This window comes from Vibrio sp. 10N.239.312.D08, assembly GCF_041466145.1.
GTDB lineage: Bacteria > Pseudomonadota > Gammaproteobacteria > Enterobacterales > Vibrionaceae > Vibrio > Vibrio crassostreae_C.
The window spans coordinates 32,354-54,191 of sequence record NZ_JBFSSD010000006.1; the positions used below are offsets into that span (position 1 = coordinate 32,354).

Below are 21,838 nucleotides of genomic sequence, written 5' to 3' on the forward strand. Positions count from 1 at the left end.
CTAGCTTAGTCGAAAAGACCTAGGTTTTCTTTTGCGTATGCTTCAAATTCTGTGCAGCCGCCGATGTGGTCTTGGTCGATGAAGATTTGTGGAACTGTATCGACAGGTTTACCAACAGTCTTCTCTAGATCAGCTTTGCTGATACCTTCAGCGTGGATGTCAACGTAACGGTAGTTGAAGTCATCGCGTTTAGCTTTAAGAGTTTCAGCATGCTCTTTTGCACGAACACAGAATGGGCAAGCAGGGCGACCAAAAATAACTACAAACATTTAATTTCTCCTAAATACGGGATGAGGCTCGTTAACTCGATTATGTTAACTATTCTTTAGTGAATGCCACTCAAAATTTCATAAAACCAACTATGCCTCAATGCCATGGGGAAATAAAGATGGAATTACCTCTTAATACAATAGGTTTTGTCTATCAGAGCAAATAATGGTCACAAAAAGGATCCATGCTGATTTCTGATGGGTATTCAGATTGATTACCCTTAATTTAAGAGTGTGAATTACCCCTAAGAATACGACATTAATCCATCTTTAATGCGACAAGTTGCACCTCGTCAAAAAAAGCGCATACAGAACGAGGCATCTTAATACTGATGCACTATATAAAGGCTAAATTCCAATAACCAAGAGTTCGCAGTTTTGTTCGGTCATAGGCGCAGGAGGCACCATGTTTCAATTTATGACATCTACAAAGATCATCTTTGGTGATGGAGCACTTTCCGCTTCATTGTCTCTCTTTAATCAATATGGCTACAGCGTGCTATTGGTTACAGGCAATACATTAGAGCGCACTTCAATAGTTACTGACTATCTTGATGCGCAGAGTATGCGTTATCAGCACATTGCCGTTTCCGGTGAACCTAATATCAAAATGGTTGAAGAGGCGGCTATTTCTGCTCGTCGATTTAAGCCAGATATGGTTGTCGCCATGGGGGGCGGTAGCGCCATCGATATGGGCAAAGCGTTGGCTGCGGTTTTACCTAATCAAGGCAATTTATATGACTATGTTGAAGTGGTCGGGCGTAATGTTCCTCTTAAAACCAAACCACTTCCGTTTATCGCAATTCCAACCACAGCGAGTACCGGCGCCGAGGTCACTAAAAACGCGGTGCTGAAATCAGGCCAAGACCAAGTAAAAATCAGCCTGAGAAGCCCAGACATGCTGGCCGACGTTGCGATTGTCGACCCAACCCTAACTCATGGAACCAATCTATATCTATCTGGGCGAGGTGCGATGGATGCCTTTACTCATCTAATGGAAGCCTACGTGTGTGGTGAACCGAATCCGTTAACCGATATGATTTGTGAAGAAGGGCTGCGTAAGTTGAGTGGTTCTGTGGTTAAAGCGTGTGTTTATGATGAGCCTCAAGCACGTTCTGATCTTGCTTTCGCTTCTATGCTCGGTGGTATGGCGATAACTAATGCCAAGCTTGGCGCAGCCCATGGTTTAGCCTCCGCACTAGGAGGTAAGATTTCTGCGCCTCATAGTGTGATTACCGCGCGTTTAGCGCCGTTTGTGATGTTGGAGAACATAGCCGTTGCAAAAGAGCAGCAAAGAAGCGACATCCTAGCGCGTTATCAGCGAATCGCTCAGATAGTAACAGGTAACGTAGAAGCAATAGAAGAGGAGGCAATTTCTTGGTTATCGGAAGTGCTTGATACGCTTAAGTTACCCAACTTGTTGGAATTTGGTGTCTGTGAAGCCCAGTTTGATGAGGTGTCTGCCGACGCGCTCAAATCAGTGGCGATTAAAGGAAACCCTTTGCCGCTTAACCAAGAGAGGCTCGTGCATATTTTGAAGCAAGTATGCGAGAAGTGCAGTTGTAGAGAAGGGCATCATGAGGGAGCTTCAATGAATCAAATTGGGCAAGAGCCAGCTGTCGAGTCGAGCTTTACCATTATCAATTCTTATGCGTCCGAAAACAGCGTGGTTGAGAAGGGCAATAGTTGGACTATCTAACGGTCTTAAACTTGTTCGTTGTATAAGTCATTTTATACAGACAAATAAAAACGGAGCTCTAGGCTCCGTTTTTTTAATTCAACTTGTTCTCTGGTCATCTGTTTTCAGTTCATGACTAAGCAGATTAGAACTGAGAGTACTTCTCGTAACGTGAATCACGAAGTGACTCTTTGACGCGCTTTAGGTTCTCTCTGAAACCAGAACCACGACGTAGCGTAAAGCCTGTCGCTAGCACATCGATAACCGTCATCTGAACAACGCGACTTGCCATTGGCATGTAAACGTCAGTGTCTTCTGGAACATCCAGAGAAATAGACAACGAGCTCGCTTTATCCAGTGGAGAATCTTTTGCTGTGATAGCAATAACTGTCGCACCGTTTTCACGCGCTAAGTTTGCAATCTCAACTTGGCTTTTAGTGCGGCCAGTATGAGAGATAAGAACAATAACGTCGTTATCACTGCAGTTAATGCAGCTCATTCGTTGCATCACGATGTCTTCGAAACATGTGATTGGGATATTAAAACGAATAAACTTGTTTTGAGCATCTTTGGCGACAGCAGAAGAGGCACCCAGTCCGAAGAACGAAATGCGTTTTGCTTGAGTCAGCAAGTCAACAGCACGGTTTACTTGCATCGCGTCTAGACTGTTTTTAGCAACGTCTAGACAAGCCATAGTTGATTCGAAAATCTTATGCGTATAAGCATCTGGACCATCATCTTCTTCAACATTACGGTTCACGTAAGGTGTACCGTTTGCCAAGCTTTGAGCTAGGTGAAGTTTGAAGTCAGGGAAGCCCTTTGTGTCTAATCGACGACAGAAGCGGTTAACTGTAGGCTCACTCACGTCAGCCATTTTAGCTAAGGTAGCAATGCTAGAATGAATTGCAGTTTGAGGGGAAGCCATAATTACTTCGGCTACCTTGCGCTCAGACTTGCTGAAATTTTCCAGGTTTTTTTGTATTTTTTCTAATGTATTCATAGTGTTCACAAGGGTATAGAGAACAACTTGCTAGTTAATATCTTTTACCAGGGGGTATGGCTGAAGCAAATATCAGTAAACACAAAGCCGATGTATATTCGGTTTCGTAAATACTGCTGCGTCAAATAGATATCAAGCTAACTAGCACCATAGAGTCAGTATAAACCCAACATACTATTTACTAATACAAAAACAGGGCATGAATGCTTAAGAATATGACAAACCTCAACAAAATTTTAGAAAACTACAGAATTGGAAGAGAGTTTGAGCAAAAAGAATGCAAAATGGGTATGAACTGACAGCTTAGTTACATCAAAAAGAAAGAAATTTTCAATTTGATGCAACTAAAATTGAATGACTATGCGTTGATTTGCGTAACCAGTTTGTTGATTTTGCCCATCAAGTTTGGTGCTAGTTTAGAGATCTCACGCTGTTCTTCAAGCACTGACGAAAGAATGTCATTGCCTGTTAGTGGGTTTGCTAATACCACGCGGAAAACGATGATTGGCTGATGTACCCATGCTTCAGGGTTTAAGCGTGTACGTGACACGAAAGACTTACCTGTTTCACGCTGCTTCTTCTGAATAAACTTAGTCAGCTCATTGAGCAACTCATTCAGTTCGACACGATGTTCAGGCTCAGCTTTAAGCAGTGCCGCTTTGACTGACTCAGGGACATAGCGATAAGTCAGTAGGCAAAGCTCAGGTTCTGAAACCAGCTCGAAGTCGCTCTGATCTTTAATTAGGTCGGCAAAGTAGCGCGCTTTGTTGATGCTTTGGTCGATCAGCAGTTCATAACCTGGGCGGCTAATGATGTGCATTGCGGCGTAAACCAGCATTGCCATACCTGAACGAGAACCTTCTAACGTATGGCTGCCTAAATCTTTTGAGCCTTTACGAAGAATGTATTGAGCATGATGTTCAATCGCAGTCATCGCATCTGGCTTCTTAAACAGAACCATACCCGCACCCATAGGGATATAAAGCTGTTTATGCGCATCAATCGTGACTGAATCCGCCAGTTCAATACCATCAAGTAGGTGACGATGATTGTTAGACATCAGAGTCGCACCGCCCCAAGCTGCATCAACGTGGAAATGACAATCGGATTCGGCACACACCTCAGCAATGTCTCTTAGCGGGTCGATATTACCGGTTTCGGTTGTACCAGCCACACCAATGACGGCGAAAGGTTTGATCTTGTTCTGCTTGAGCTGCTCGATCTTGAGTCTTAAATCATCAGTACAAATACGGTTGTCGTTATCTGTTTTAACAGACACTAGACCTTCTTGACCAATACCAAGGACATCCGCGGCTTTTTTCAGAGAGTAGTGGCCACGTTCAGAGACTAAGATGGCAAGGCCTTCGTAGTCGTAGTGCTTCATGGCTTTAAACAGGCCTTCTTTTTCTACACCTTTGAACGAACCTTGCGCTTTTAGTGCGTTGTTACGTGCAACCCAGAGCGCTGTAATGTTCGCGATGGTACCGCCAGAACAAAACGCACCTAAAGAGTGGTTTGCGCTGTGCATCCAACGAGAATAAAACTGGTCACTATCTTGATAAATCAGGCGATGTAACATGCCCAGAACTTGACGTTCTAGGGGAGTGAAAGCTTTTGAGGTCTCGATTTTTACTAGATTCTGATTCAACGCAATCATGATTTTTGAAAGCGGCATCAGGAAGTACGGCAACGCAGAGGTCATATGGCCAATAAAACTTGGCGAAGACGTGTGAACCGAATGAGACACAAGAGAATCGAGGAGATGCTCAGTATGTTCAGAAACAAACTCAGGCTGCTCTGGGATATGAGCATTTGAAAAATCTTTCTCAATTTCACGTAGCGGCTTTTCTTCAGCCACAATATGTTCACGTAAGAATTGATTCAGGTTTCGTGAAAGTTTGTCTTCAATTTGAGTGAGTGTTGAATCTGGGCCTTCAGGTACCGTGAAGATACGTAGAAGACTGTCGAAGCTAACATCTGCTGTTTTTTGTTCCGTAACCATAGCAAGCGAGTTATTTTTCTAATATTGACGCGAGCGGGACAATCTAAACGAAAACGGGAACAATGTCCCGTCTTAATTATGAAATCCAACTTCTCAAAAAAGCATATTAAATGCGGGGTTATTTACACTTAATCGCTTCAAGTTTACTGATCGACTGGTTGTAACGCTGCAGCGCTGAGTCGATTTGCTTAGGGTGACTAAGCAGCTCTGCAAAGGCAGAACGTAGTTCGTAGTTTTGAGCGTGAGGCGTTGATTGGCGGTCATCGAATGTTGTTTTCGCGATTTTACCAAGCTCATCATCACGTGTTGATAGCGTTTTAATGTCGTGTTGCTCAAGTTGCAACCAACCTTCTACAGGTTGCTCTGTTGCCACTTTGCTTGAGTCGTTTACTAAGTAGTAGTGAACCGCAGCACGGTTAAGCTCAAAGTGGTGCTTACGACCTTCTAGGAACCACTCACTCACTTCTGTTAGCTCTGGATATTGCTCAGAGGTTAATGCAGCAAGGTCGGCATACCAATTCAAAGAAGCGTCGATGTACGCATCATATTTTTTTGCTTGGCACTGGTTTGTCTCAGACATTGAATCTGCTGCAAAAGAGAAAGTAGAAGTTGAAGCTAGCAGTAATGCGACGCAAAGGCGTTTCATAGTGGTTCCTTTTGTAAGTTTATTCTTTTTATAACTTTGTCGTTACAGGTTACCGTGATCGTTATTTGTTGAGCAATGACACTTAGTGTCTTTTTATTTCGGTAACTGTATCGGTGTCTTGGGCATTGGTATTCGAGTTGCATTCTAATCTAAAACAAACGCTATTCCTGCGATCTAGTTAGCAAGAGATACAAAGAACAACATCAATATCGGAACAAGCAAGCTGAGGATAAAGCCACTGACGATAGCGATAGGCACACATCTAACGCCGCCTGTTGTTTGAATGACCGGTAAGGTGAAGTCCATAGCAGTCGCACCAGCATAACCAATGGAAGTGCATGGGTAGCTGCGAATTAGCACTGGAATCAGTACCAAGGCAACTAACTCTCTTAACAGCTCAAGCATGAAAGAAGCGCCACCATAGACAGGACCAAAGGCGTCACCCATTAAGATACCAGCCAGAGAGTACCAACCAAATCCAGAAGACATTGCCAAGGCTTTGAACAGAGGGATATCTAGGATGTAAGCCGCGATTACACCACCTAACATTGAGGTGATGATAATGGTGATTGCGATAACCATACCGTGCTTGTTGAGTAAGATCTGACGAAGTGTGAGTCCGCTATTACGCAGCTGAATGCCGATAAAGAATAGAAGAACAAACAGAATCCATTCGCTTGCGGTATCAACCCAATCAAGGCCAATAGGCAGCACTAAGCCAGCGATTAGCCCTGAACCTACCACTAAGATGAGTTTTGCAGATTCCATCGCCATAGAAGAGAGGGGAAGCTTCTTCTTGCTACTGTCGGTTTTGAGTGGCAATAACTTATCAATAGCGGGCAGTGCCATTAGGTTACATACGCTTAAGCAGACAAAGAAAGTGACGGTATATAGAAGGATTGTCTGCAGGTTACTGCCTAGGTTATCGAGGGCGGCTAAGCTTAGTCCCATTAACGCCAGAATCACGTAGATCAACCGCGATGTTGAGCGGTTGATAAATTCTAATGTCTGAGCGTTCGAAATTGCAAAAAGATACCCCACGACGAGTGGCGCAAATATAAAGATCATCCCTGTAAACATGCTTTCCCCATTGCATTTACTTCATATTACACTTACTTGTAATTTAACAGTGACTTAGAAGCCGCTAGTATTGATCACGTCGCTTAGCTTTGCATTAAAATCATGCTTGCTCAAGTTGCTTAATTTATAAAGCACCTCTGCACCTGTCACGTTAAGTTCAACTTCGTGATCATCGATGTTCTCATCCTTGTTTCTGAACATCAGCAGGTGGTTAGCGATTCGAGCGATATCTAAGTAAGAGACTTCACGCTGTTCGTGGTTATTGATGGTATTGCTGCACACATCAATAAAGTCGCTGTCGAAGCCCCAACGGTTAAGCACCAATTTACTGGTAGCAGAACATTGGCCTTGGAAGATTTGTAGAGCGATGTCGTGATCTAGGTAATTGCCATTTTCGAGGTAGAGGTGGTATTCGCTAACCAAACAGAACAAACCAATATCAGCCAGTAATCCAACAAGCAGCGATTTTTCATGCTCAAGGTAACGGTATTCAGTAGGGGAGAGCTCTTTGAAGCTGTTGGTAACAAGCACCATAGTAGCGCCCAGCTCTTTTGATACAGAAGCGCTCTGAACCAATACCTTATTACATTCTTTACTGAGGTTGACTGAGTGTTTGAGTTGCTCAATAGCCTGAGCCGTCACGATGTCACGTACTCTTAATATGCCAAGGCGCGACACCGCCGTCATAATATCAACACAAGTAATATTACGTCGGTTAAAGACGACAGAGTTAGCCACACGAATGACAATAGCAGCGAGGCCTGGGTCTTCGAGTAAGCACTCGGCAACGTCAGCAATCCCAGTTGATTCAAGGGTACAAAGCGATTGAATCTTCAGTACAACGTTAGGGATAGGAGGAAGTGTTATTTTTCCCGCTGAGATAGAATGTCCAACAAGTTGGGCAAACTCTGATTCTAGACCCTTTAAGAGAAGAGTCTTATTTTGAGGTAGCCAGAAAAACGATAAATGATTCATATAAAAAGTAAAAACAGGTCTGTCCTGCCATTTTACAAGCCACGATGCTGCGAGGCAATACTCACCCGTCTACATAACCTTTAATAATTTGAACCGGTGTATCACTAGGTGTCCAAATTCAAGCATGGTTTGATAGTTTACTGTGAAGTCAATCATGAAAAACCGGAATACTCAATTGATTGATGTGAACTAAGTCCAGACTTATTTTTCTTTTCGAAGTATGATTTATTTAAAGGTGAAAAACGAAACCATAATATTCACCTATAGAATAACAAAATAGATTTAAAATTTTCGCATAACAAGCTGCTTGTCTGGTGATCAACCTAATCGGGGTAATTTGATTAAGGATCAACGGATATGACCGAGACAGCATTTATTAATTACGTGAATCAATTTGGTGAGCATCAAAAACGTTCTATGTTCGGAGGTATTGGCCTCTTTCAAAATGACGCTATGTTCGCTTTATTGAGTGAAGGTTGTTTATTCATTAGAGGTGGAAAATCATTAGATAAAAAACTGACCGATCTTGATTGTGAAAAGTATCGTCATGTAAAGAAGCAGACAACAGCAACCGTAAACTATTACGACATTACGGATCTGTTTACCTGTGAACATCCTGAATTGGATAGTATTATTCGTACTTCAATCGATAATTCAATTCAGCAGCGTAGCTTCAAGAAGTCATCAGCTAGCCGTAGATTAAGAGATCTACCAAACATGCAGCTTACGTTAGAGCGCATGGTTAAAAAGGCGGGTGTGGATGATGTTTCAATGTTTATGCAGTTGGGCGCACCTGAAGTGTTTAATAAGGTTCGCGAAGCGTACGGAAACGATGTTGACCTAAAACTACTTTGGAAATTTGCGGGTGCAATTGATGGTATTCACTGGAAACTATTACAAGAGCCACGCAAGCAGCAATTACTAAAGAGCTGCCACTAAAGAAGTTTACCTTATATGCTTAAGATTACTGTTAATAAATAAAAACCGAGGAATGTCCTCGGTTTTTTTGTTTCTGTCTTAGCCGGATTTCTTAAAAGACTAAGTATCAAAAGGCTAAGTGCTCATAGAGAGCTTATTTGCTAGGGCTTGAGCTTTAAGTATTAGTACTTGAAGCGAGCAGTGAACATAAGTTGGTCACCGTAGAAGTCGTTAATACGAGCTTCAGCACCTAAAGAGAAAAGCTCTGTAGAGTGGAAACGCGCGTAAACAGAACCTGTCCAATCATCGTTGTCATCGATAGAAACGTAACCACCTTTACCACCAACTTCTAGTTGTGGACCAAGCCATTGGCGAACACCAATGTTGATTTCCATACCGATATCAGTAGAGCTTGAGTTCTCAGGTTGAACGATACGAGCTAGCATTTCACCTGTTAGGTCTGCCCAGTTGTTTAATGGAGCGTGGAAACCAAGACCTACAGCTGAGTCGTAATCGCTTTCAAATTCTGAATCGATACGTGCTATAGCGTGAGCGTTCGGGTGAATGGACTTACTGAACGCACCACCAAATGTTACTGGGCTAGCACCGATACGTGCTTCAAAGTAATCATAGTTAAAGTTGCTCATTACCTGTGGTTGTTCATCAACAGCTAGTGCTTGACCAGAAGCCAATAGCATAGCGGTAGTAAGTAGAATTTTGCGCATAACGACCGTAAACCTATATTAGTGTTAATTCCTTTGGTTTGAGACAAATCGGCAAACCATAAACATTGAGACAGTTTAATCTAACTCACGGAAAAGTAATCCTTTAAAATGTAAAACCTTACTCATTTAGTTAAAAAACAAGCAAATTAAGGATCAGTATGTAACGGAGATCTCATGTTTAGGGCGAATGAGAAAAATAGACGAGCGAATTATCCAAAATTTGTATACATTCGGAAGGTTTTTATATCGGATGACGCTATTCTCAGTATCCATTAACCAATCAGTGCTATTCACCAAAACTGGTGCGTTTATCCGCCATTGAAGTCAGTATGCGCTCGGTATCTAAGATGGAAGTCCAGTTTAGCAATTGCTTGTCGTTGGCAATGACATAGTCAGTCAATTGTTGAGTAATCGTGTCTCTCAGTTGATCGCCTTGCCAAGGTTTTGAAATATAGAAATCAAGTGCAGCGTTGTTAATGGCCGTGACGGTATCTTCCAGCCCAGCTTGCCCTGTGAGCAGCAGCTTACGTGTTGGTTTCGTCGCGTCGTGTTGATTGAGTTCGATCAGAAAATCGATGCCGGTCTTTTCTGGCATGATGTGGTCGCACAAGATTAACGCGAGCTTAATACCATCTTGTCCCATTTCTTTGATGACTTGCTTGGCTTCACCGACCGACTCTGCACCTTCAACCAGAAAGTTCTCTTCAAATATCGCCAAGTCCTGAAGGACACTATTGAGAACTTCAGGTTCATCATCGACACATAAAATTAGGTACTTATTCATGAGGTGCTCCTTCTTGTTTGAATGGAAGCCACACTTGCATGTTTGTATGGCTGCCTACCTCTGACTCCACCAAAATAAACCCTTGATGAGCCGAAACGATTTGTTGAGAAATGGATAACCCAATCCCTAAACCAAAGTTGCCTTCTTTTTTAGTCGTGAAATTTGGGTTGAAAATGGTGTTGATGTCTTCTTTGGCAATGCCGTGGCCAGTATCGGAGATTTGCACCACAAGAAACGCGTCGTCGCCTTTTGTCTGTTGAGAAGTGGTGATGGTCACTTTTCCTCGTTCAGATAGGGCATCGAGCGCATTGGAGATAAGGTTGGTCCACACTTGTTGCAGCGAGAGCGACTGGCACAATAAAGGCGGTAAGTCGGTATCGTAATGCTTTTCGAGTTGGTGGTGTTTAAGCCTGTTTTCGAAGATCACTAAGGTATCTTCAAGCCCTTCGTGGATATCTGTGTAGTGGCGAACTTCTTCATCTTCTCTAGCATAGCTTTTTAAGCTTTTGACCATATCGGCAATACGCTTGCTGCACACTTGAATTGAGCGGATAGAGTTTCCAACATAATGGTAATGCTCTAAGTCATTGAGCAGCTCTTTGCCTGCGACAGGGGACGCCTTTAATGTGTTTAGAACCGTAGAGTCTTGGCTTAGGTTTAGTCTCACGGCTTTTTTTGCTAAAGCACGGTCATTAATCGTCGACGTAAGATGCTTTACGAGCTGTCTTTCTTGGGCTGTTGATAGTGGCTTAGCTAACTTTGAATGTGCCAGTACGTCAGTCCCTTTATTGGACTCTGGAACGGATAGGTTTGCCAATATTTGGTCGAGATGGTCTGACAGAGTTTCGATGCTTCTTAATATGGCAGCAATCGGGTTATTCAGCTCATGTGCGACTCCCGCGACTAGCTGCCCGAGCATCGCCATTTTCTCTTTCTCGATCAGTTGTTGATGTGCAGACTCTAATGATTCTAGTGTCTGCTGCAGTTTGATCTTATTGGTGATGCTGCGTTGCAAACGTCGATTAAAATGACGGAGCAATAGATTGGTAAATAAAGGCAGCAGGGTATTGTTTGAATGCATCACCTGAGCAAAGCTATCTTTATCCAGTTTGATAACGCGAGTCTGCGTTAGGGTGATCGCCGTAGAAAACGAAGGCTCGCCTGTTACAAATGACATCCCGCCAACAATGTTCCCTTTGGAGTGACGTACCACTTCCCGCTGTTGCCCAAGTTCATCTTTCTTATAAAGAGCTGCTTCACCCTCAATGATCAGCCATAAAAAGCGATTGTCTTCGCCTTCCACAGTGAGTAGATGCTCGGGGGAATAGTCACGAATGGCCTTAGTTTTGTCATCTTTTGAAAACACATCTTGTAAGGCACTGACGACACGTTCTGCAAGGGCATTATCAGAAAGCTGGTGGTAGTCGTGAATGAAACCCGATTGGAAAGAGTGAATCTTTTGCTCAATGTGCGCTCTGAGTAAGCGTTGTTGATCCAATGCATCGCTGTAAGAGAGCAGGTTTTCTGAGTCGTATTGGATAACAAAAGAGGTCAGCTCTTTTTGCGCTGATTTGAACAGAACCTGATCTTGAACCGGTTTGGTTAAACAGTGGTTGAGCCTACCTTCATTCACAGCGGTTAAAATGGATTGAATGTCTGACGAAGCGCTGACTAATATCGTTCTTGCGGTATTACTATGGGGCAGCTGTTGAAGTTCAATCAGGAATTGCACGCCATTAAATTCAGAATGATGATGAGTGATCACCAAGGCAACGGTTTGGTTGTGATCATGAATATCTTCTAATGCGTGATGTGCGTCTTCTATGTTCTCGGCAGTATAAATATCGAATACAGAAGCCAACGGAGCCAGCTCCGAACGTATTCTTTCAATGCTAACCGGATTATTGTCCAAACAGATAACAGCGTATTGATTCACAGCTCAACCTTAATAGTAGCGACGTCTTTAGCCTAGCAAGAACCGCCGAATAAGGATGAGAGCTAGCCGTTAATTTATTGAGGCAATCGAAGTATCGAGCAATAGACTGATTTAACTCAATGTTTCTTGTTTGCTACTGATGGGTTAGACTAAAAAAAATAGACACGTGTAGAAAGAGAACTCATGGAACAGTTAAGAAAAATTGGTGCTATTGGCGGAGCAATCTCACTGGCACTTTGTTGGCCGCTAGCGGTTGGGCAAATTGGACAAAATGCGATTACCGATGGCGTTGCAAAGCTTAACAATTCAAGCATTCAAGCTGAGATCGTGGAATACGATAGAGGTTACTTGTCTTCCAACGTAACCACTCGTTTAACTGTGACGGATGAAAACCTGAAAGAGCAACTTGCGATTGATGGGTTGCCGAGTGAGTTTGTCATAAATAGTGCGGTTAGCCATGGTTTGGTGAGTCTAAATGCACTGTCGACGTTTGAGAATACCGATATTCTGCCTTTAACTCTGACCACCAGTACTGAGCTAAACGGCAACACTGACTTTAACTTTGAGTTAAGCCAGTTCAATCACCAAGGTTCTGATGAGAATGGGACTTCGGTCTCGATCACTAAATCGAATCTTTCTGGCCATGCGACTGTTTTAGGCCAAGTTGATTACGAGCTTTCAATCCCTTCAGTTCAAATTGATTTTGAAACCGGTGAAGAGGTAACGCTGTCTAATCTGAAAGGTGTGGGTTCAGGCCAACAAGCGAAAGGCTACTGGTTAGGTACTCAGAATTTTACTATCGATAGCTTCTTGGTTTCAGATTCTGCAATGCAGCCTTTCATGACCATTGAAAATTCTAAGTACGATTTTGAATCACATCTAGATGAAGCAACTAAGCGTCTGCGCAGCAACCTCAAGCTGGATATCGCAAACATCGAGACCAGTGAAGGCCAGTTGAACAACCTAAACGTCGATTTTGAAATGTCGAAGTTGGATAGCGAGTCGTTTGAGAAAATCTTTGAGATTTACCAATCTAATCCTGTGATGACGCAAGAAGACGTTGCAGAGATCATTCCATTTATCGATATCCTGTTTGCTAAAGGTTTCGACCTTTCAATGAACAACATGTCGTTAGAGTTAGGTAAGGGACAGTTCGAATCTAAGTGGTTGGTGAGCGTACCGGAAGGGACAGAAAACATCAGCAGCAACCCTTCGATGATCATGCCTGCATTAACGGGCAACGTTCACTCTAGCTTCTCAAATGAGCTTGTTGAAGAATACCCATTCATCCGTGAAGGTATCGATGAATTGCTTGTGATGGAAATGATCAAGGAAACAGACAGTGGTTATGAAATCAGCGCTGACTTAGAAAATGGAAACCTAGTGTTCGAAAATGGACAAGAAATTCCATTAATCGCTCTACTTATGCCGGTTTTTGTTCAATAAACAGAGCAGGCGTGAATACTGATAGGGTGATTTAGCAGGTTAAGCTTAAACATTTTATACGGTACAAAACAAAAGAGGTCTTAAGACCTCTTTTGTTGTTTTTATGTTGGGTAAAACATGGTATTACTTGCATAGTTATTATTTAGCAGGAGCAATCATCCCCATGGAACTTACATTAGATAACGTATTCAACTTCAGTGCTGGCCCAGCTGCACTGCCTAAACCGGTAATGAAACAAGCGCAAGCGGACTTTATTGATTGGAATGGTTTAGGGACTTCCGTGATGGAAATCAGCCATCGCAGCAAGGAATTTATTCAAGTTGCTGACGAGTCCGAACAGGACCTACGTGATCTTCTGAACATCCCAGACAACTACAAAGTTCTTTTCTGTCAGGGGGGCGCTCGTGCTCAATTCGCTGCTGTTCCTCTAAACCTTTTAGGTGATGCGACGAAAGCGACTTACATTGATGCGGGTTACTGGGCAGAAAGTGCAGTGACTGAAGCGAGCAAATATTGCGAAATCGATGTATTCAACGCGAAGACGTCAATTGATGGTAAAGCAGCGGTTGTTCCAGCTAAAGATTGGAAAATTGACCCGGAAGCTGCGTATGTACATTTCTGTCCGAATGAAACCATCGATGGTATTGAAATCAGCGAGCTTCCTCAAACGGATAAGCCAATCGTAGCGGATATGTCATCTAACATTCTGTCTCGTAAGATTGATGTGTCTCAGTACGGTGTTATCTACGCGGGCGCGCAAAAGAATATCGGCCCTGCGGGTATCTGCATTGCAATCGTACGTGATGATCTACTCGAACTCGCAAACGACGTGTTGCCGAGTATTCTGAACTACAAAGTACTTGCTGAAAAAGACTCAATGTTCAACACACCACCAACCTACGCTTGGTACCTATCAGGCCTTGTGTTCAAGTGGCTGAAAGCTCAAGGTGGCGTTGAAGCGATGGAGTTGGTGAACAAAGAGAAAGCAGCGCTGCTTTACGATGCAATCGATAGCTCAGCTTTCTACAAAAACGATGTTCACACTGCAAACCGTTCTAGAATGAACGTGCCGTTCCAACTGGCGAAACCTGAGTTAGATGGCAAGTTCCTAGAATTGGCTGATGCTGCAGGTCTGAAATCACTGAAAGGGCATAGAGCAGTAGGTGGAATGAGAGCTTCACTTTACAACGCAATGTCTCTGGAAGGCGTTCAAGCGCTGGTTAGCTTCATGAAAGATTTCGAAGAGAAATACGCTTAATCGATGATAGGGCTTTGACTGATAAATTGCTTATTTGATTTTTATTGTGTCGAATGCACCGAACGAGATAGATGCCGCTTTTGCGGCATTTTTTTGTCGTTAATAATAAAGGGTATGGTATGTTGATTTATTGTAAGAACAGTCATCCAGAGATATGACGGATGTATCGGAATGAGCAGACCTTTCTCTTAAAGCGAGAGTAGCAACTGTTATTCAGGCACTTTTTACTATATAACGTGTCGCCCAAAGTTAGGTCTCTAATCATGAGCAGCGAGCGATAAGTCGCATCGCCCGGTTTATTGATGGGCGATTAAAATCCAACGTCTAATTTTTACCACAAGGAAGCAAGAGTGAGGTTATTGAGTCTATTTGCGATGCTATTTCCAGCCGTTGCTTGTTCGTCCACACTTGAAATATGGGCTGGTATTAATTATGAAACGGCCGATTATGTAAAAGAACATATCGAAGCGATGACTGATCATCGTGTAGAAATTCGTTCGTTTGACGTCAACAGTATTCGTTCTGAACTGCTTGTTGCTGACCCTAGAGACAATACTTTTCCCGACGCCATTTGGGTTCCTTCGGACTTCTTAGGTCTAACTGAATATATCGAATTAGCGACACTTCCCGAGGCTTGGGTTGATACCCAACGCTATGAGAAAAAGGCGCTCGATGCAGTGGTCATTAACGGTGAGCTTAAGGCGTTACCGGTTGGTATTGGAAACCAAGTCGTTCTGTATTCGAGCAAGCCTCAAGCGCAAGTCGTGACATGGGAGAGCCTAATTGAACGCTCTGCTCAGTCCGATCAAGTGAGCGTGCTTTTTCCCAATCCAAACATGTACTTCTATCTAGCTTTCTATCAGCTTTTTTCTGAAGACTTATTATCGTCGAAGAATGTTAATGGTGAAGGGTTAGTTGCTATCTTTGATTTCATCGACATGTTGCAGCAGAAAAAAGTCATCGAATCATCGTGCAGCGATATTTGCGCGAGGCAGAGGTTCATCAATGGGGAAGTCGAGTTTTTGATTGACGGTGATTGGGCGTTCAGCGAACTCGATGCCGCCTTTGGTCGAGATTTGTACATCAATTCGTTGCCGACCTATCGTGGTGAAAGTATGTCTTCATTTAGTGGCGCAAAGGTTTTTGCTGTCACGGAAAAAGGCATGCAAAACCCAGATAAGAAATTGGCTTTGAAAGAAGTCGTTCAATACCTGCAATCAAACAGTTTCACCTATTTAGCTCACTCGAGTGCCATGGTTTCGCCGTTTTATGAGGTTAATCAACGCCGTGTTGAGGAAGGTAACCAGACACTTTCAAATATGTACGATGAGTTTCAAGCATCGCAAATGATGTCGAGTGACTACAAGATGGCGATCGTTTGGGAGGCATCGGCTCGGGCGTATCAGCGTTACAAGTCAGGGATGCCAAAGAGTGAACTGCATAAGTTTTACAATGATTTTGTTCAATATTACTCGGCGAATATGAGGGTAAGAGATTGAAGCTATCATTAAAATACACCATGGGCTTGGTGTTGCTGGCTTGCTCAATGCTTCCTGTTTACCTAGCGGGACAGTTGATTCTCAATAAACAAAACCAAAGTTCTTTAGAGCAAAAAGAAACCAAGCTGGACAACTCTACGACCGGTATTCGTCAAACCGTACAAGAGCAAATTAAGCTGACGGCGAGCCTAACTCAATGGTACTCGCATGACCGATCATTGATTAAAGCGGGTGGTAATATCTTTTTCTCGAGTGTTGTTTGGGACAAGATGGATAGCTTCAATGCGCTAGCGGAGAGTGTGTCCGCGACTTATATTCTGGACCAAAACTGGAAGCCCATTTATGACAGCAAAGGCAGCTTGTACCATTTTGAGCAGAGCCAGTTATTAGAAAGCTTGAAGCGTCCTCAATCGGTTTATGGGCAAGGGAAATTGTTCCACACCGAGTTTACCGAAACTGAAGTGGCGGATAATGCCGCTGCAGGTATCGCTTTTGTCGCGCCGATTTTACCTTATCGTTTGATAGAAGGTTCTACATACACGCCGCAGGGTTATCTTGTGGTTCTTATGGGGTATGACAGACTTAAGACTAAAGTGACGCCTTTCCTTTATCAAAATGAGTCGGTTGAGTTTAACTATATTGATTCAACGGATGCTCAATTTTCTGAACAAAGTGCGAACATTATCTCTATCGACAGCACATTCTTTACCGACAAATTGGTACTGAACGTCAAACATCATATTTCCGACAGTGAGCGTTTATTAGAGATGCAACAAGCTCAGGTGGTCTTTGTCAGAATATTGGTGGCGACGCTTGCCATCGCGATTGTGTTTGCTCTGTTCCTAAGCCGCTGGTTCTCAGGGCAGTTAAACCTGTTGGCTGAATCTGTTACGTCGTATTCGCATAACCAGTCACCGACTCATAGTGTGGATGAACATCGTTTTACAGAGTTCGTCACGCTGAGTCGTTTATTGGAAACCTTGTGGGGTCGCATACAATACCAAGTCCGTGAGCTTACAGAAAGTAACGATAAACTCGAAAGGTTTAATGTTCTGCTAGAGGACTTAGTTGAAGAGAAAACCAGCAAGTTAACGTATTCGCTCGCGCGTGAAGAATCCCAGAAGCATCGTCTTTTGAAGATCGTTCAGTTTGCATCATCAAGACACGCGGCTGAATATCGGTTGATTCCTCAAATGGTCGATCAAGAGTTAAAGACATTACTTGTTCAACATTCGATTCAGTTTCATTTTAACCGGACTGGCGAGGCTGACCTGATACTCTGTGACTCACAGGGGACGGCGATCGGGTATTTTTGTTCAAGTTCATTTGATGTCCTCAGTGAAGAAGATCTTCTGATTTTTGACATGTACCAAAAACAGTTAGCTGGTTGGCTAGAGCTCGAAAATATTACACGGATTAACATGCCGACTGGCTGTTTGAATCGTAAAGCTTTTAATGAAGATCTCGAATTCAGTAAACGCAGCATTAACGACAATCAAAATCAGATTTCTTTGATCATTATTGATATCAATGGCTTGAAAACGACCAATGATGTTCATGGGCATGAGATCGGGGATGAGCTGATACAGCGCTGCGTAGACGTAATCAGCCACGAATTGACACCTGCCAGTAATCTATACCGTTTGGGTGGAGATGAATTTGCGGTGCTTACCTTAACGTCTGGTGAGTCGAGTTCGCTCAATGTCGCAAAGATGACTGAGCAGTTGTACATTGCTCAGGAGCAACAGGCAATCGAGACTAAAGCGGGTATCTCTATTCCTGTCAGATTCTCGATTGGTGCAGCCTCTAGTAATTCAACAGACGTTGAGCAATTGTTCTCAGTCGCTGATGAGAATATGTATCAGCAAAAGCGTCTTTATTACCAAACGTTGTCTGTGGTTGGGAAGTAATAATGCCAATCACGCTGACAAATAGCGATCACGATTTTCGACGTCCATTAGAGCGGAACTGCTGCGGTGTGACGTTATAATATGTTTAAACGCTTATGGGAAATGCGCTTAGTCGGGCCAACCGTTGCTTAAACACAGACGATAAAAATGAAAAAGCCCACCAATGGAAAGTTGATGGGCTTTGTGTTTGTATTTAGCTTACGTAACTCAGCTAGAGCCAGAAACTCTTCAGAGGCATCTCAGAGTCAAAGTGATGAGCAATTTGCGCTTGGAGTAGCTCAGCGGTCGCAATAGCGTCAGTTAATGCATGATGCGGCGTGTAGTCGGGCAGATGGTATCGACGACGACTCTGACCCAGTCTCACTGAAGCTGGCTTCTTACCTTTCAGCTTGTTCCACAAGCCGCCAGCCAGTTTATTTTGGATCTGAGATTCAATCTCCAGCGTGTCGAGGACTGGGAACTCAATGCCTTCACCGAGTCGCACTTTCAATGCATTGTCCAAAAAGTCACGTTCGATACGACGATAGTGAACCACAGGGATATGTCCCGCCATTGATTCTAAGATCTCGCCCAACACTTCGCTAAGGTCTGGCGCATCAATGATGTCATTGTGAGTGATGCCATGAATCACGACAGACTCTTCTTCAAGTTTCTGTTTTGGTCTTAGAGTCCAGTGTTTGGCTTGTCGCAAGTAGATGCGATTGAGCGTAAATGGCACTAAACCAATGGTAATGATGCCGTCTTTGTTTGGGTTTAACCCCGTTGTCTCAAAGTCGACAGCCAAAAACATCACTTCTGAAAGTGGCGTATCAGGCGCAGGAAGAGGCTGGCTATAAAAGTGCTTTAAGCGCTCGTCTCTCGCTCGTTCAAGCTTCTGAGCAAACTTAAATGGCCAATCGACCGCAGGTGATCTGAATAGTTTGTTCATAGGCCCTACTTAAACTTGTTGCTGGCTTGATAACGGAACTTAAGGAAGTTTTGCGCATTACTTAATATTTGGAATGCATCCTTTAGGTTACGTCGTTCGAAGTCAGACAGGTTCTCTGGCTCGATGTTGTTATCAGGCTCGATGTTGTTGTCGACATCGTGTGCTTGGTGGCGAATACGAACCAGAGAGATAAACTCCATCGCATCTTTCAAATCTTGAGCTCGGCCTTTTGGCAGAATACCGGCGTCAATAATGTCATCTAAGCGTTCGAACGAGTTCTTAGAGCGAGACGCTACCGCGAGCGAGTGAACACGAATCAAATCGGCGAGTGGCGCAGTACCACGACGCTTAAGGTTGATAGAGTTGTTGTGACGGCCATCTTTCTCCATCACGAAATCTTTGAAGAAGCCGAGCGGAGGTGTACGGTTGAGTGCGTTACGTGCAAGGCACGCCAAGAAGCGATTGTTCTTACGTGCGCGTCGAACAATAAAGCTGTTCAATTGCTCGGCCCATTTCAGACGACCATAAACGCCATCTAAGTCGAAGAAGATTGAAGCATTTAACAGTGCTTTCGGGTTTGGATCATCAATCCAATCGGCAAAGCACTCTTCCCATTGTCGACGAGTCATACGCCACGTTGGGTTAGTCGCCATGATATCGCCAGTACAATACACATAGCCACACTGATCTAAGCCATCACAAATAAAGGTCGACAGCTCCTCAAAGTATTTACCGTGCTTTTTCTCGTCGTAGGTATCATCAAGAATGATTGCGTTATCTTGGTCGGTAACCAGCAGCTGCTCATCACGCCCCATAGAGCCCAGTGCGAGGAAACAGTAAGGAATAGGCGACTTGCCCAATTTCTCTTCGCCCAGTTCGATAATTCGCTGCTTAAAGCTACGACCAATTACCGACATTGCAGTACCCACCATGTGGGCGTTGGCATCTTCGTTAACTAAGCGCACAAAGCTGTCTTTTACTTGCTCGGAAAGCACCTTCAGATCTTCGATACTTTGTTGCTGGAAGATACTACTTACCAATAACAGCGAGTTTTGAGACTCATAACGAACAATATCGGTCGCTTCGATAATACCAATCGGCTTCTTATCTTTAAGCACTGGTAAATGATGCACGTTATAGCGAAGCATGGTCATCATAGCTTCGTATACGTAAGCATTGTGATCGAGAGAGATAACCTCAGGTGTCATTACGCTAGAGACTTCATCCGATGGGTCAAGCCCTTCAGCTAAAACGCGAGTACATAAATCTCGGTCGGTGATGATGCCAATCACGGGTGTTGAGTCATCTTCATCATCTTCAACGATTTCTGGGTCGATGATCAACAAAGAGGAAACATTATCCTGTGCCATCATGGTCGCAGCTTGCTGAATCGTGCGCGTTTTTTCGATCATTGGTGCTTCGCTGGTCAGCAGCGTTTTAACCTTGGATGTCGTTAAGTCGTTAGCGTCGTTGCTGTCTGAGTTGGCTTGGCGCAGTCGCGCGTTATCTTCTACTTCTACGAAATCGGCAAAGGAGTCGTAGTTGTCGTAGAGCTCTTGGAAGATAGGCTCAGGAATACAGTAAAGCAGGGTATCTTCGGTGGCTTTAACTGGGAAACGCACCTTGTTGTTGGTCAGTAGGCCCATTTGACCGAACAAGTGGCCTTCATCCAGGCGGTTATAGAGTTCGCCTTTACGGCGGTAGACTTCGACTTCGCCACTTCGAACGATGTATAAGTCATGAATTTGATCACCAAAGTGAATGATAGGGGTATCTTGGCGGTAATAAGAAATTTCCACGCTACTGGTCACTTTCGCCAACATCTCCTCAGGGAGTTCTGTGAAAGGGGGGTATTGTGCCAGAAAGTTTTGAATCTCTAATAACTCAGCATCCATAATGATCATCCATTGGTTTGTATGATTTCATGGTACAACATTTGATAATATTTTGCCGTCACAAATCAATCTGTGAGCTAAAACCTTTTTAAAGTCTTATGGATAGACTAACCTTTCAATTAATGGAGTGACAGTTTAAGGATGATAGGAATGTCGAAGTGGAAGCTTAGTTTTGTATCTGCGGTTTTTATGTTTTCTCCAAGTTTGTGGGCGGACACTAACGCGGTGGATATTTTAGATTACGACCATATTTATGCCACGGCGCATTCGGGCAGTTTAAATGAAGATGCAGGCAGTAATAATAACGCCTCGTCGTATGGATTAGGCGTCAGTTACGCGATGACGGATGATTGGTTGTTGCTGGGAGACTACAGCGCACGCTTTATTCACCCTGATGACACCACAACTCGAATTGATACGCTGATGCCAGGTGTTGGTTACCGTTACAGCATTAAGAAAGATTTAGATATAGTGGCTTACTACCTGCTTGGTATCACAAAAGGTAAGGTTGAAGATAATGACACCAACCGAACTGAATCTTCAGACACTGAGTTCATCCAAGGGGTAAAAGCTGAGCTTAACTATGGCTTTGCGAAACGTTGGATAGCTAACGGGAGTGTGCAAGTGAATCGAAGTGACCTGTTTGATGAAGAGGTCTATCACTTAGGTTTACGTTATCTAGTGACCAATAAGTTTGCGATTGGTGGGTCATATCAACATCGAGATGGTGAAGGTAAAATTCGTAGCGAGCGTACTCACGAGCTAGGAGTGGAATTTTTCCTAGAGTATTAGCCAGTAACGAAAAGGCTAAGTGCACTAATAGCTCTTATATACAAAGAGAGAGACACAAAAAAGCCAGCTTAATTGCTGGCTTTTACACATCTATTGG

Annotated in this window: 18 protein-coding genes; 7 read left to right on the forward strand and 11 right to left on the reverse strand. The window is 43.5% G+C overall.

Features of this window, described 5'->3' with window-relative positions; genetic code table 11:
- Positions 1 to 5: 5 nt before the first annotated feature.
- Positions 6 to 269 (reverse strand): GrxA family glutaredoxin, encoded by a 264-nt coding sequence (locus AB6D58_RS04935; protein ID WP_009847069.1) that lies wholly within the window; start codon positions 267 to 269, stop codon positions 6 to 8.
- 406 nt (positions 270 to 675) lie between these two features.
- Here AB6D58_RS04935 and AB6D58_RS04940 point away from each other — a divergent pair, with 406 nt between their 5' ends.
- On the forward strand, positions 676 to 1,968 hold the full coding sequence (locus AB6D58_RS04940; RefSeq protein WP_017060396.1) for an iron-containing alcohol dehydrogenase: 1,293 nt from the start codon (positions 676 to 678) through the stop codon (positions 1,966 to 1,968).
- A 124-nt stretch (positions 1,969 to 2,092) separates the two neighbouring features.
- On the opposite strand, the gene AB6D58_RS04945 is transcribed toward AB6D58_RS04940, so the two are convergent.
- The 5 genes from AB6D58_RS04945 to AB6D58_RS04965 all read right to left on the reverse strand — a co-directional run bounded on the left by AB6D58_RS04945 (position 2,093) and on the right by AB6D58_RS04965 (position 7,650).
- Positions 2,093 to 2,947 (reverse strand): MurR/RpiR family transcriptional regulator, encoded by an 855-nt coding sequence (locus AB6D58_RS04945; RefSeq protein WP_004734686.1) that lies wholly within the window; start codon positions 2,945 to 2,947, stop codon positions 2,093 to 2,095.
- 358 nt (positions 2,948 to 3,305) lie between these two features.
- Positions 3,306 to 4,949 carry a pyridoxal-dependent aspartate 1-decarboxylase PanP gene (gene panP, locus AB6D58_RS04950; RefSeq protein WP_017060397.1) on the reverse strand — a complete coding sequence of 548 codons (1,644 nt, stop codon included), beginning with the start codon at positions 4,947 to 4,949 and terminating at the stop codon, positions 3,306 to 3,308.
- Positions 4,950 to 5,067: 118 nt separating this feature from the next.
- Positions 5,068 to 5,595, reverse strand: coding sequence for a hypothetical protein (locus tag AB6D58_RS04955; protein ID WP_017066066.1), 528 nt, complete (start codon positions 5,593 to 5,595; stop codon positions 5,068 to 5,070).
- Positions 5,596 to 5,769: 174 nt separating this feature from the next.
- Entirely contained in the window at positions 5,770 to 6,675 is a 906-nt protein-coding gene (locus AB6D58_RS04960; RefSeq protein ID WP_017071961.1) for a lysine exporter LysO family protein, read from the reverse strand.
- A gap of 54 nt (positions 6,676 to 6,729) precedes the next feature.
- On the reverse strand, positions 6,730 to 7,650 hold the full coding sequence (locus AB6D58_RS04965; protein WP_017066065.1) for an HDOD domain-containing protein: 921 nt from the start codon (positions 7,648 to 7,650) through the stop codon (positions 6,730 to 6,732).
- A 357-nt stretch (positions 7,651 to 8,007) separates the two neighbouring features.
- On the opposite strand from AB6D58_RS04965, the gene AB6D58_RS04970 reads away from it, so the two are divergent.
- A complete protein-coding gene (locus AB6D58_RS04970) occupies positions 8,008 to 8,589 on the forward strand; it encodes a TfoX/Sxy family DNA transformation protein (protein WP_017060401.1) in 582 nt (193 codons plus the stop codon).
- Positions 8,590 to 8,750: 161 nt separating this feature from the next.
- Here AB6D58_RS04970 and AB6D58_RS04975 read toward each other — a convergent pair whose 3' ends face one another.
- The 3 genes from AB6D58_RS04975 to AB6D58_RS04985 all read right to left on the reverse strand — a co-directional run bounded on the left by AB6D58_RS04975 (position 8,751) and on the right by AB6D58_RS04985 (position 12,013).
- Positions 8,751 to 9,293 carry a hypothetical protein gene (locus AB6D58_RS04975; RefSeq protein WP_017065409.1) on the reverse strand — a complete coding sequence of 181 codons (543 nt, stop codon included), beginning with the start codon at positions 9,291 to 9,293 and terminating at the stop codon, positions 8,751 to 8,753.
- Positions 9,294 to 9,579: 286 nt separating this feature from the next.
- Positions 9,580 to 10,077 (reverse strand): response regulator, encoded by a 498-nt coding sequence (locus AB6D58_RS04980; protein WP_017068761.1) that lies wholly within the window; start codon positions 10,075 to 10,077, stop codon positions 9,580 to 9,582.
- Positions 10,070 to 12,013, reverse strand: coding sequence for an ATP-binding protein (locus tag AB6D58_RS04985; protein ID WP_017060404.1), 1,944 nt, complete (start codon positions 12,011 to 12,013; stop codon positions 10,070 to 10,072). Before AB6D58_RS04985 ends, AB6D58_RS04980 begins: the two co-directional genes overlap by 8 nt.
- 183 nt (positions 12,014 to 12,196) lie before the next feature.
- Between AB6D58_RS04985 and AB6D58_RS04990 the strand changes: the two genes are divergently transcribed.
- The 4 genes from AB6D58_RS04990 to AB6D58_RS05005 all read left to right on the forward strand — a co-directional run bounded on the left by AB6D58_RS04990 (position 12,197) and on the right by AB6D58_RS05005 (position 18,126).
- Positions 12,197 to 13,459 carry a DUF945 family protein gene (locus AB6D58_RS04990; RefSeq protein WP_017060405.1) on the forward strand — a complete coding sequence of 421 codons (1,263 nt, stop codon included), beginning with the start codon at positions 12,197 to 12,199 and terminating at the stop codon, positions 13,457 to 13,459.
- Between the two features lie 163 nt (positions 13,460 to 13,622).
- Positions 13,623 to 14,717 carry a 3-phosphoserine/phosphohydroxythreonine transaminase gene (gene serC, locus AB6D58_RS04995; protein ID WP_017065411.1) on the forward strand — a complete coding sequence of 365 codons (1,095 nt, stop codon included), beginning with the start codon at positions 13,623 to 13,625 and terminating at the stop codon, positions 14,715 to 14,717.
- A gap of 350 nt (positions 14,718 to 15,067) precedes the next feature.
- The gene (locus AB6D58_RS05000; protein WP_372156596.1) at positions 15,068 to 16,216 is read left to right on the forward strand and encodes an extracellular solute-binding protein; all 1,149 of its coding nucleotides are present in this window, start codon (positions 15,068 to 15,070) and stop codon (positions 16,214 to 16,216) included.
- Between the two features lie 20 nt (positions 16,217 to 16,236).
- Positions 16,237 to 18,126: a GGDEF domain-containing protein gene (locus AB6D58_RS05005; protein WP_372156652.1), complete on the forward strand. Its 1,890-nt coding sequence runs from the start codon at positions 16,237 to 16,239 to the stop codon at positions 18,124 to 18,126.
- 211 nt (positions 18,127 to 18,337) lie between these two features.
- On the opposite strand, the gene AB6D58_RS05010 is transcribed toward AB6D58_RS05005, so the two are convergent.
- Both AB6D58_RS05010 and AB6D58_RS05015 read right to left on the reverse strand, forming a co-directional pair.
- On the reverse strand, positions 18,338 to 19,054 hold the full coding sequence (locus AB6D58_RS05010; RefSeq protein WP_017060409.1) for a 3'-5' exonuclease: 717 nt from the start codon (positions 19,052 to 19,054) through the stop codon (positions 18,338 to 18,340).
- Between the two features lie 5 nt (positions 19,055 to 19,059).
- Positions 19,060 to 20,949 carry a DUF294 nucleotidyltransferase-like domain-containing protein gene (locus AB6D58_RS05015; protein ID WP_017060410.1) on the reverse strand — a complete coding sequence of 630 codons (1,890 nt, stop codon included), beginning with the start codon at positions 20,947 to 20,949 and terminating at the stop codon, positions 19,060 to 19,062.
- A 150-nt stretch (positions 20,950 to 21,099) separates the two neighbouring features.
- Here AB6D58_RS05015 and AB6D58_RS05020 point away from each other — a divergent pair, with 150 nt between their 5' ends.
- Complete coding sequence (locus tag AB6D58_RS05020; RefSeq protein WP_017068768.1) at positions 21,100 to 21,741, forward strand: outer membrane beta-barrel protein; 642 nt, start codon at positions 21,100 to 21,102, stop codon at positions 21,739 to 21,741.
- Positions 21,742 to 21,838: the final 97 nt, after the last annotated feature.

Bases quoted from the DNA above. Each gene is read 5' to 3' on its own strand.
- AB6D58_RS04945 (WP_004734686.1), bottom strand. From the start codon at position 2,947: ATGAATACATTAGAAAAAATACAAAAAAACCTGGAAAATTTCAGCAAG.
- AB6D58_RS05005 (WP_372156652.1), top strand. From the start codon at position 16,237: ATGGGCTTGGTGTTGCTGGCTTGCTCAATGCTTCCTGTTTACCTAGCG.
- AB6D58_RS05020 (WP_017068768.1), top strand. From the start codon at position 21,100: ATGTCGAAGTGGAAGCTTAGTTTTGTATCTGCGGTTTTTATGTTTTCT.
- AB6D58_RS04940 (WP_017060396.1), top strand. From the start codon at position 676: ATGTTTCAATTTATGACATCTACAAAGATCATCTTTGGTGATGGAGCA.
- AB6D58_RS04980 (WP_017068761.1), bottom strand. From the start codon at position 10,077: ATGAATAAGTACCTAATTTTATGTGTCGATGATGAACCTGAAGTTCTC.
- AB6D58_RS04960 (WP_017071961.1), bottom strand. From the start codon at position 6,675: ATGTTTACAGGGATGATCTTTATATTTGCGCCACTCGTCGTGGGGTAT.
- AB6D58_RS04965 (WP_017066065.1), bottom strand. From the start codon at position 7,650: ATGAATCATTTATCGTTTTTCTGGCTACCTCAAAATAAGACTCTTCTC.
- AB6D58_RS04975 (WP_017065409.1), bottom strand. From the start codon at position 9,293: ATGCGCAAAATTCTACTTACTACCGCTATGCTATTGGCTTCTGGTCAA.
- AB6D58_RS05010 (WP_017060409.1), bottom strand. From the start codon at position 19,054: ATGAACAAACTATTCAGATCACCTGCGGTCGATTGGCCATTTAAGTTT.
- AB6D58_RS05015 (WP_017060410.1), bottom strand. From the start codon at position 20,949: ATGGATGCTGAGTTATTAGAGATTCAAAACTTTCTGGCACAATACCCC.
- serC (WP_017065411.1), top strand. From the start codon at position 13,623: ATGGAACTTACATTAGATAACGTATTCAACTTCAGTGCTGGCCCAGCT.
- AB6D58_RS04990 (WP_017060405.1), top strand. From the start codon at position 12,197: ATGGAACAGTTAAGAAAAATTGGTGCTATTGGCGGAGCAATCTCACTG.
- AB6D58_RS04955 (WP_017066066.1), bottom strand. From the start codon at position 5,595: ATGAAACGCCTTTGCGTCGCATTACTGCTAGCTTCAACTTCTACTTTC.
- panP (WP_017060397.1), bottom strand. From the start codon at position 4,949: ATGGTTACGGAACAAAAAACAGCAGATGTTAGCTTCGACAGTCTTCTA.
- AB6D58_RS04935 (WP_009847069.1), bottom strand. From the start codon at position 269: ATGTTTGTAGTTATTTTTGGTCGCCCTGCTTGCCCATTCTGTGTTCGT.
- AB6D58_RS04970 (WP_017060401.1), top strand. From the start codon at position 8,008: ATGACCGAGACAGCATTTATTAATTACGTGAATCAATTTGGTGAGCAT.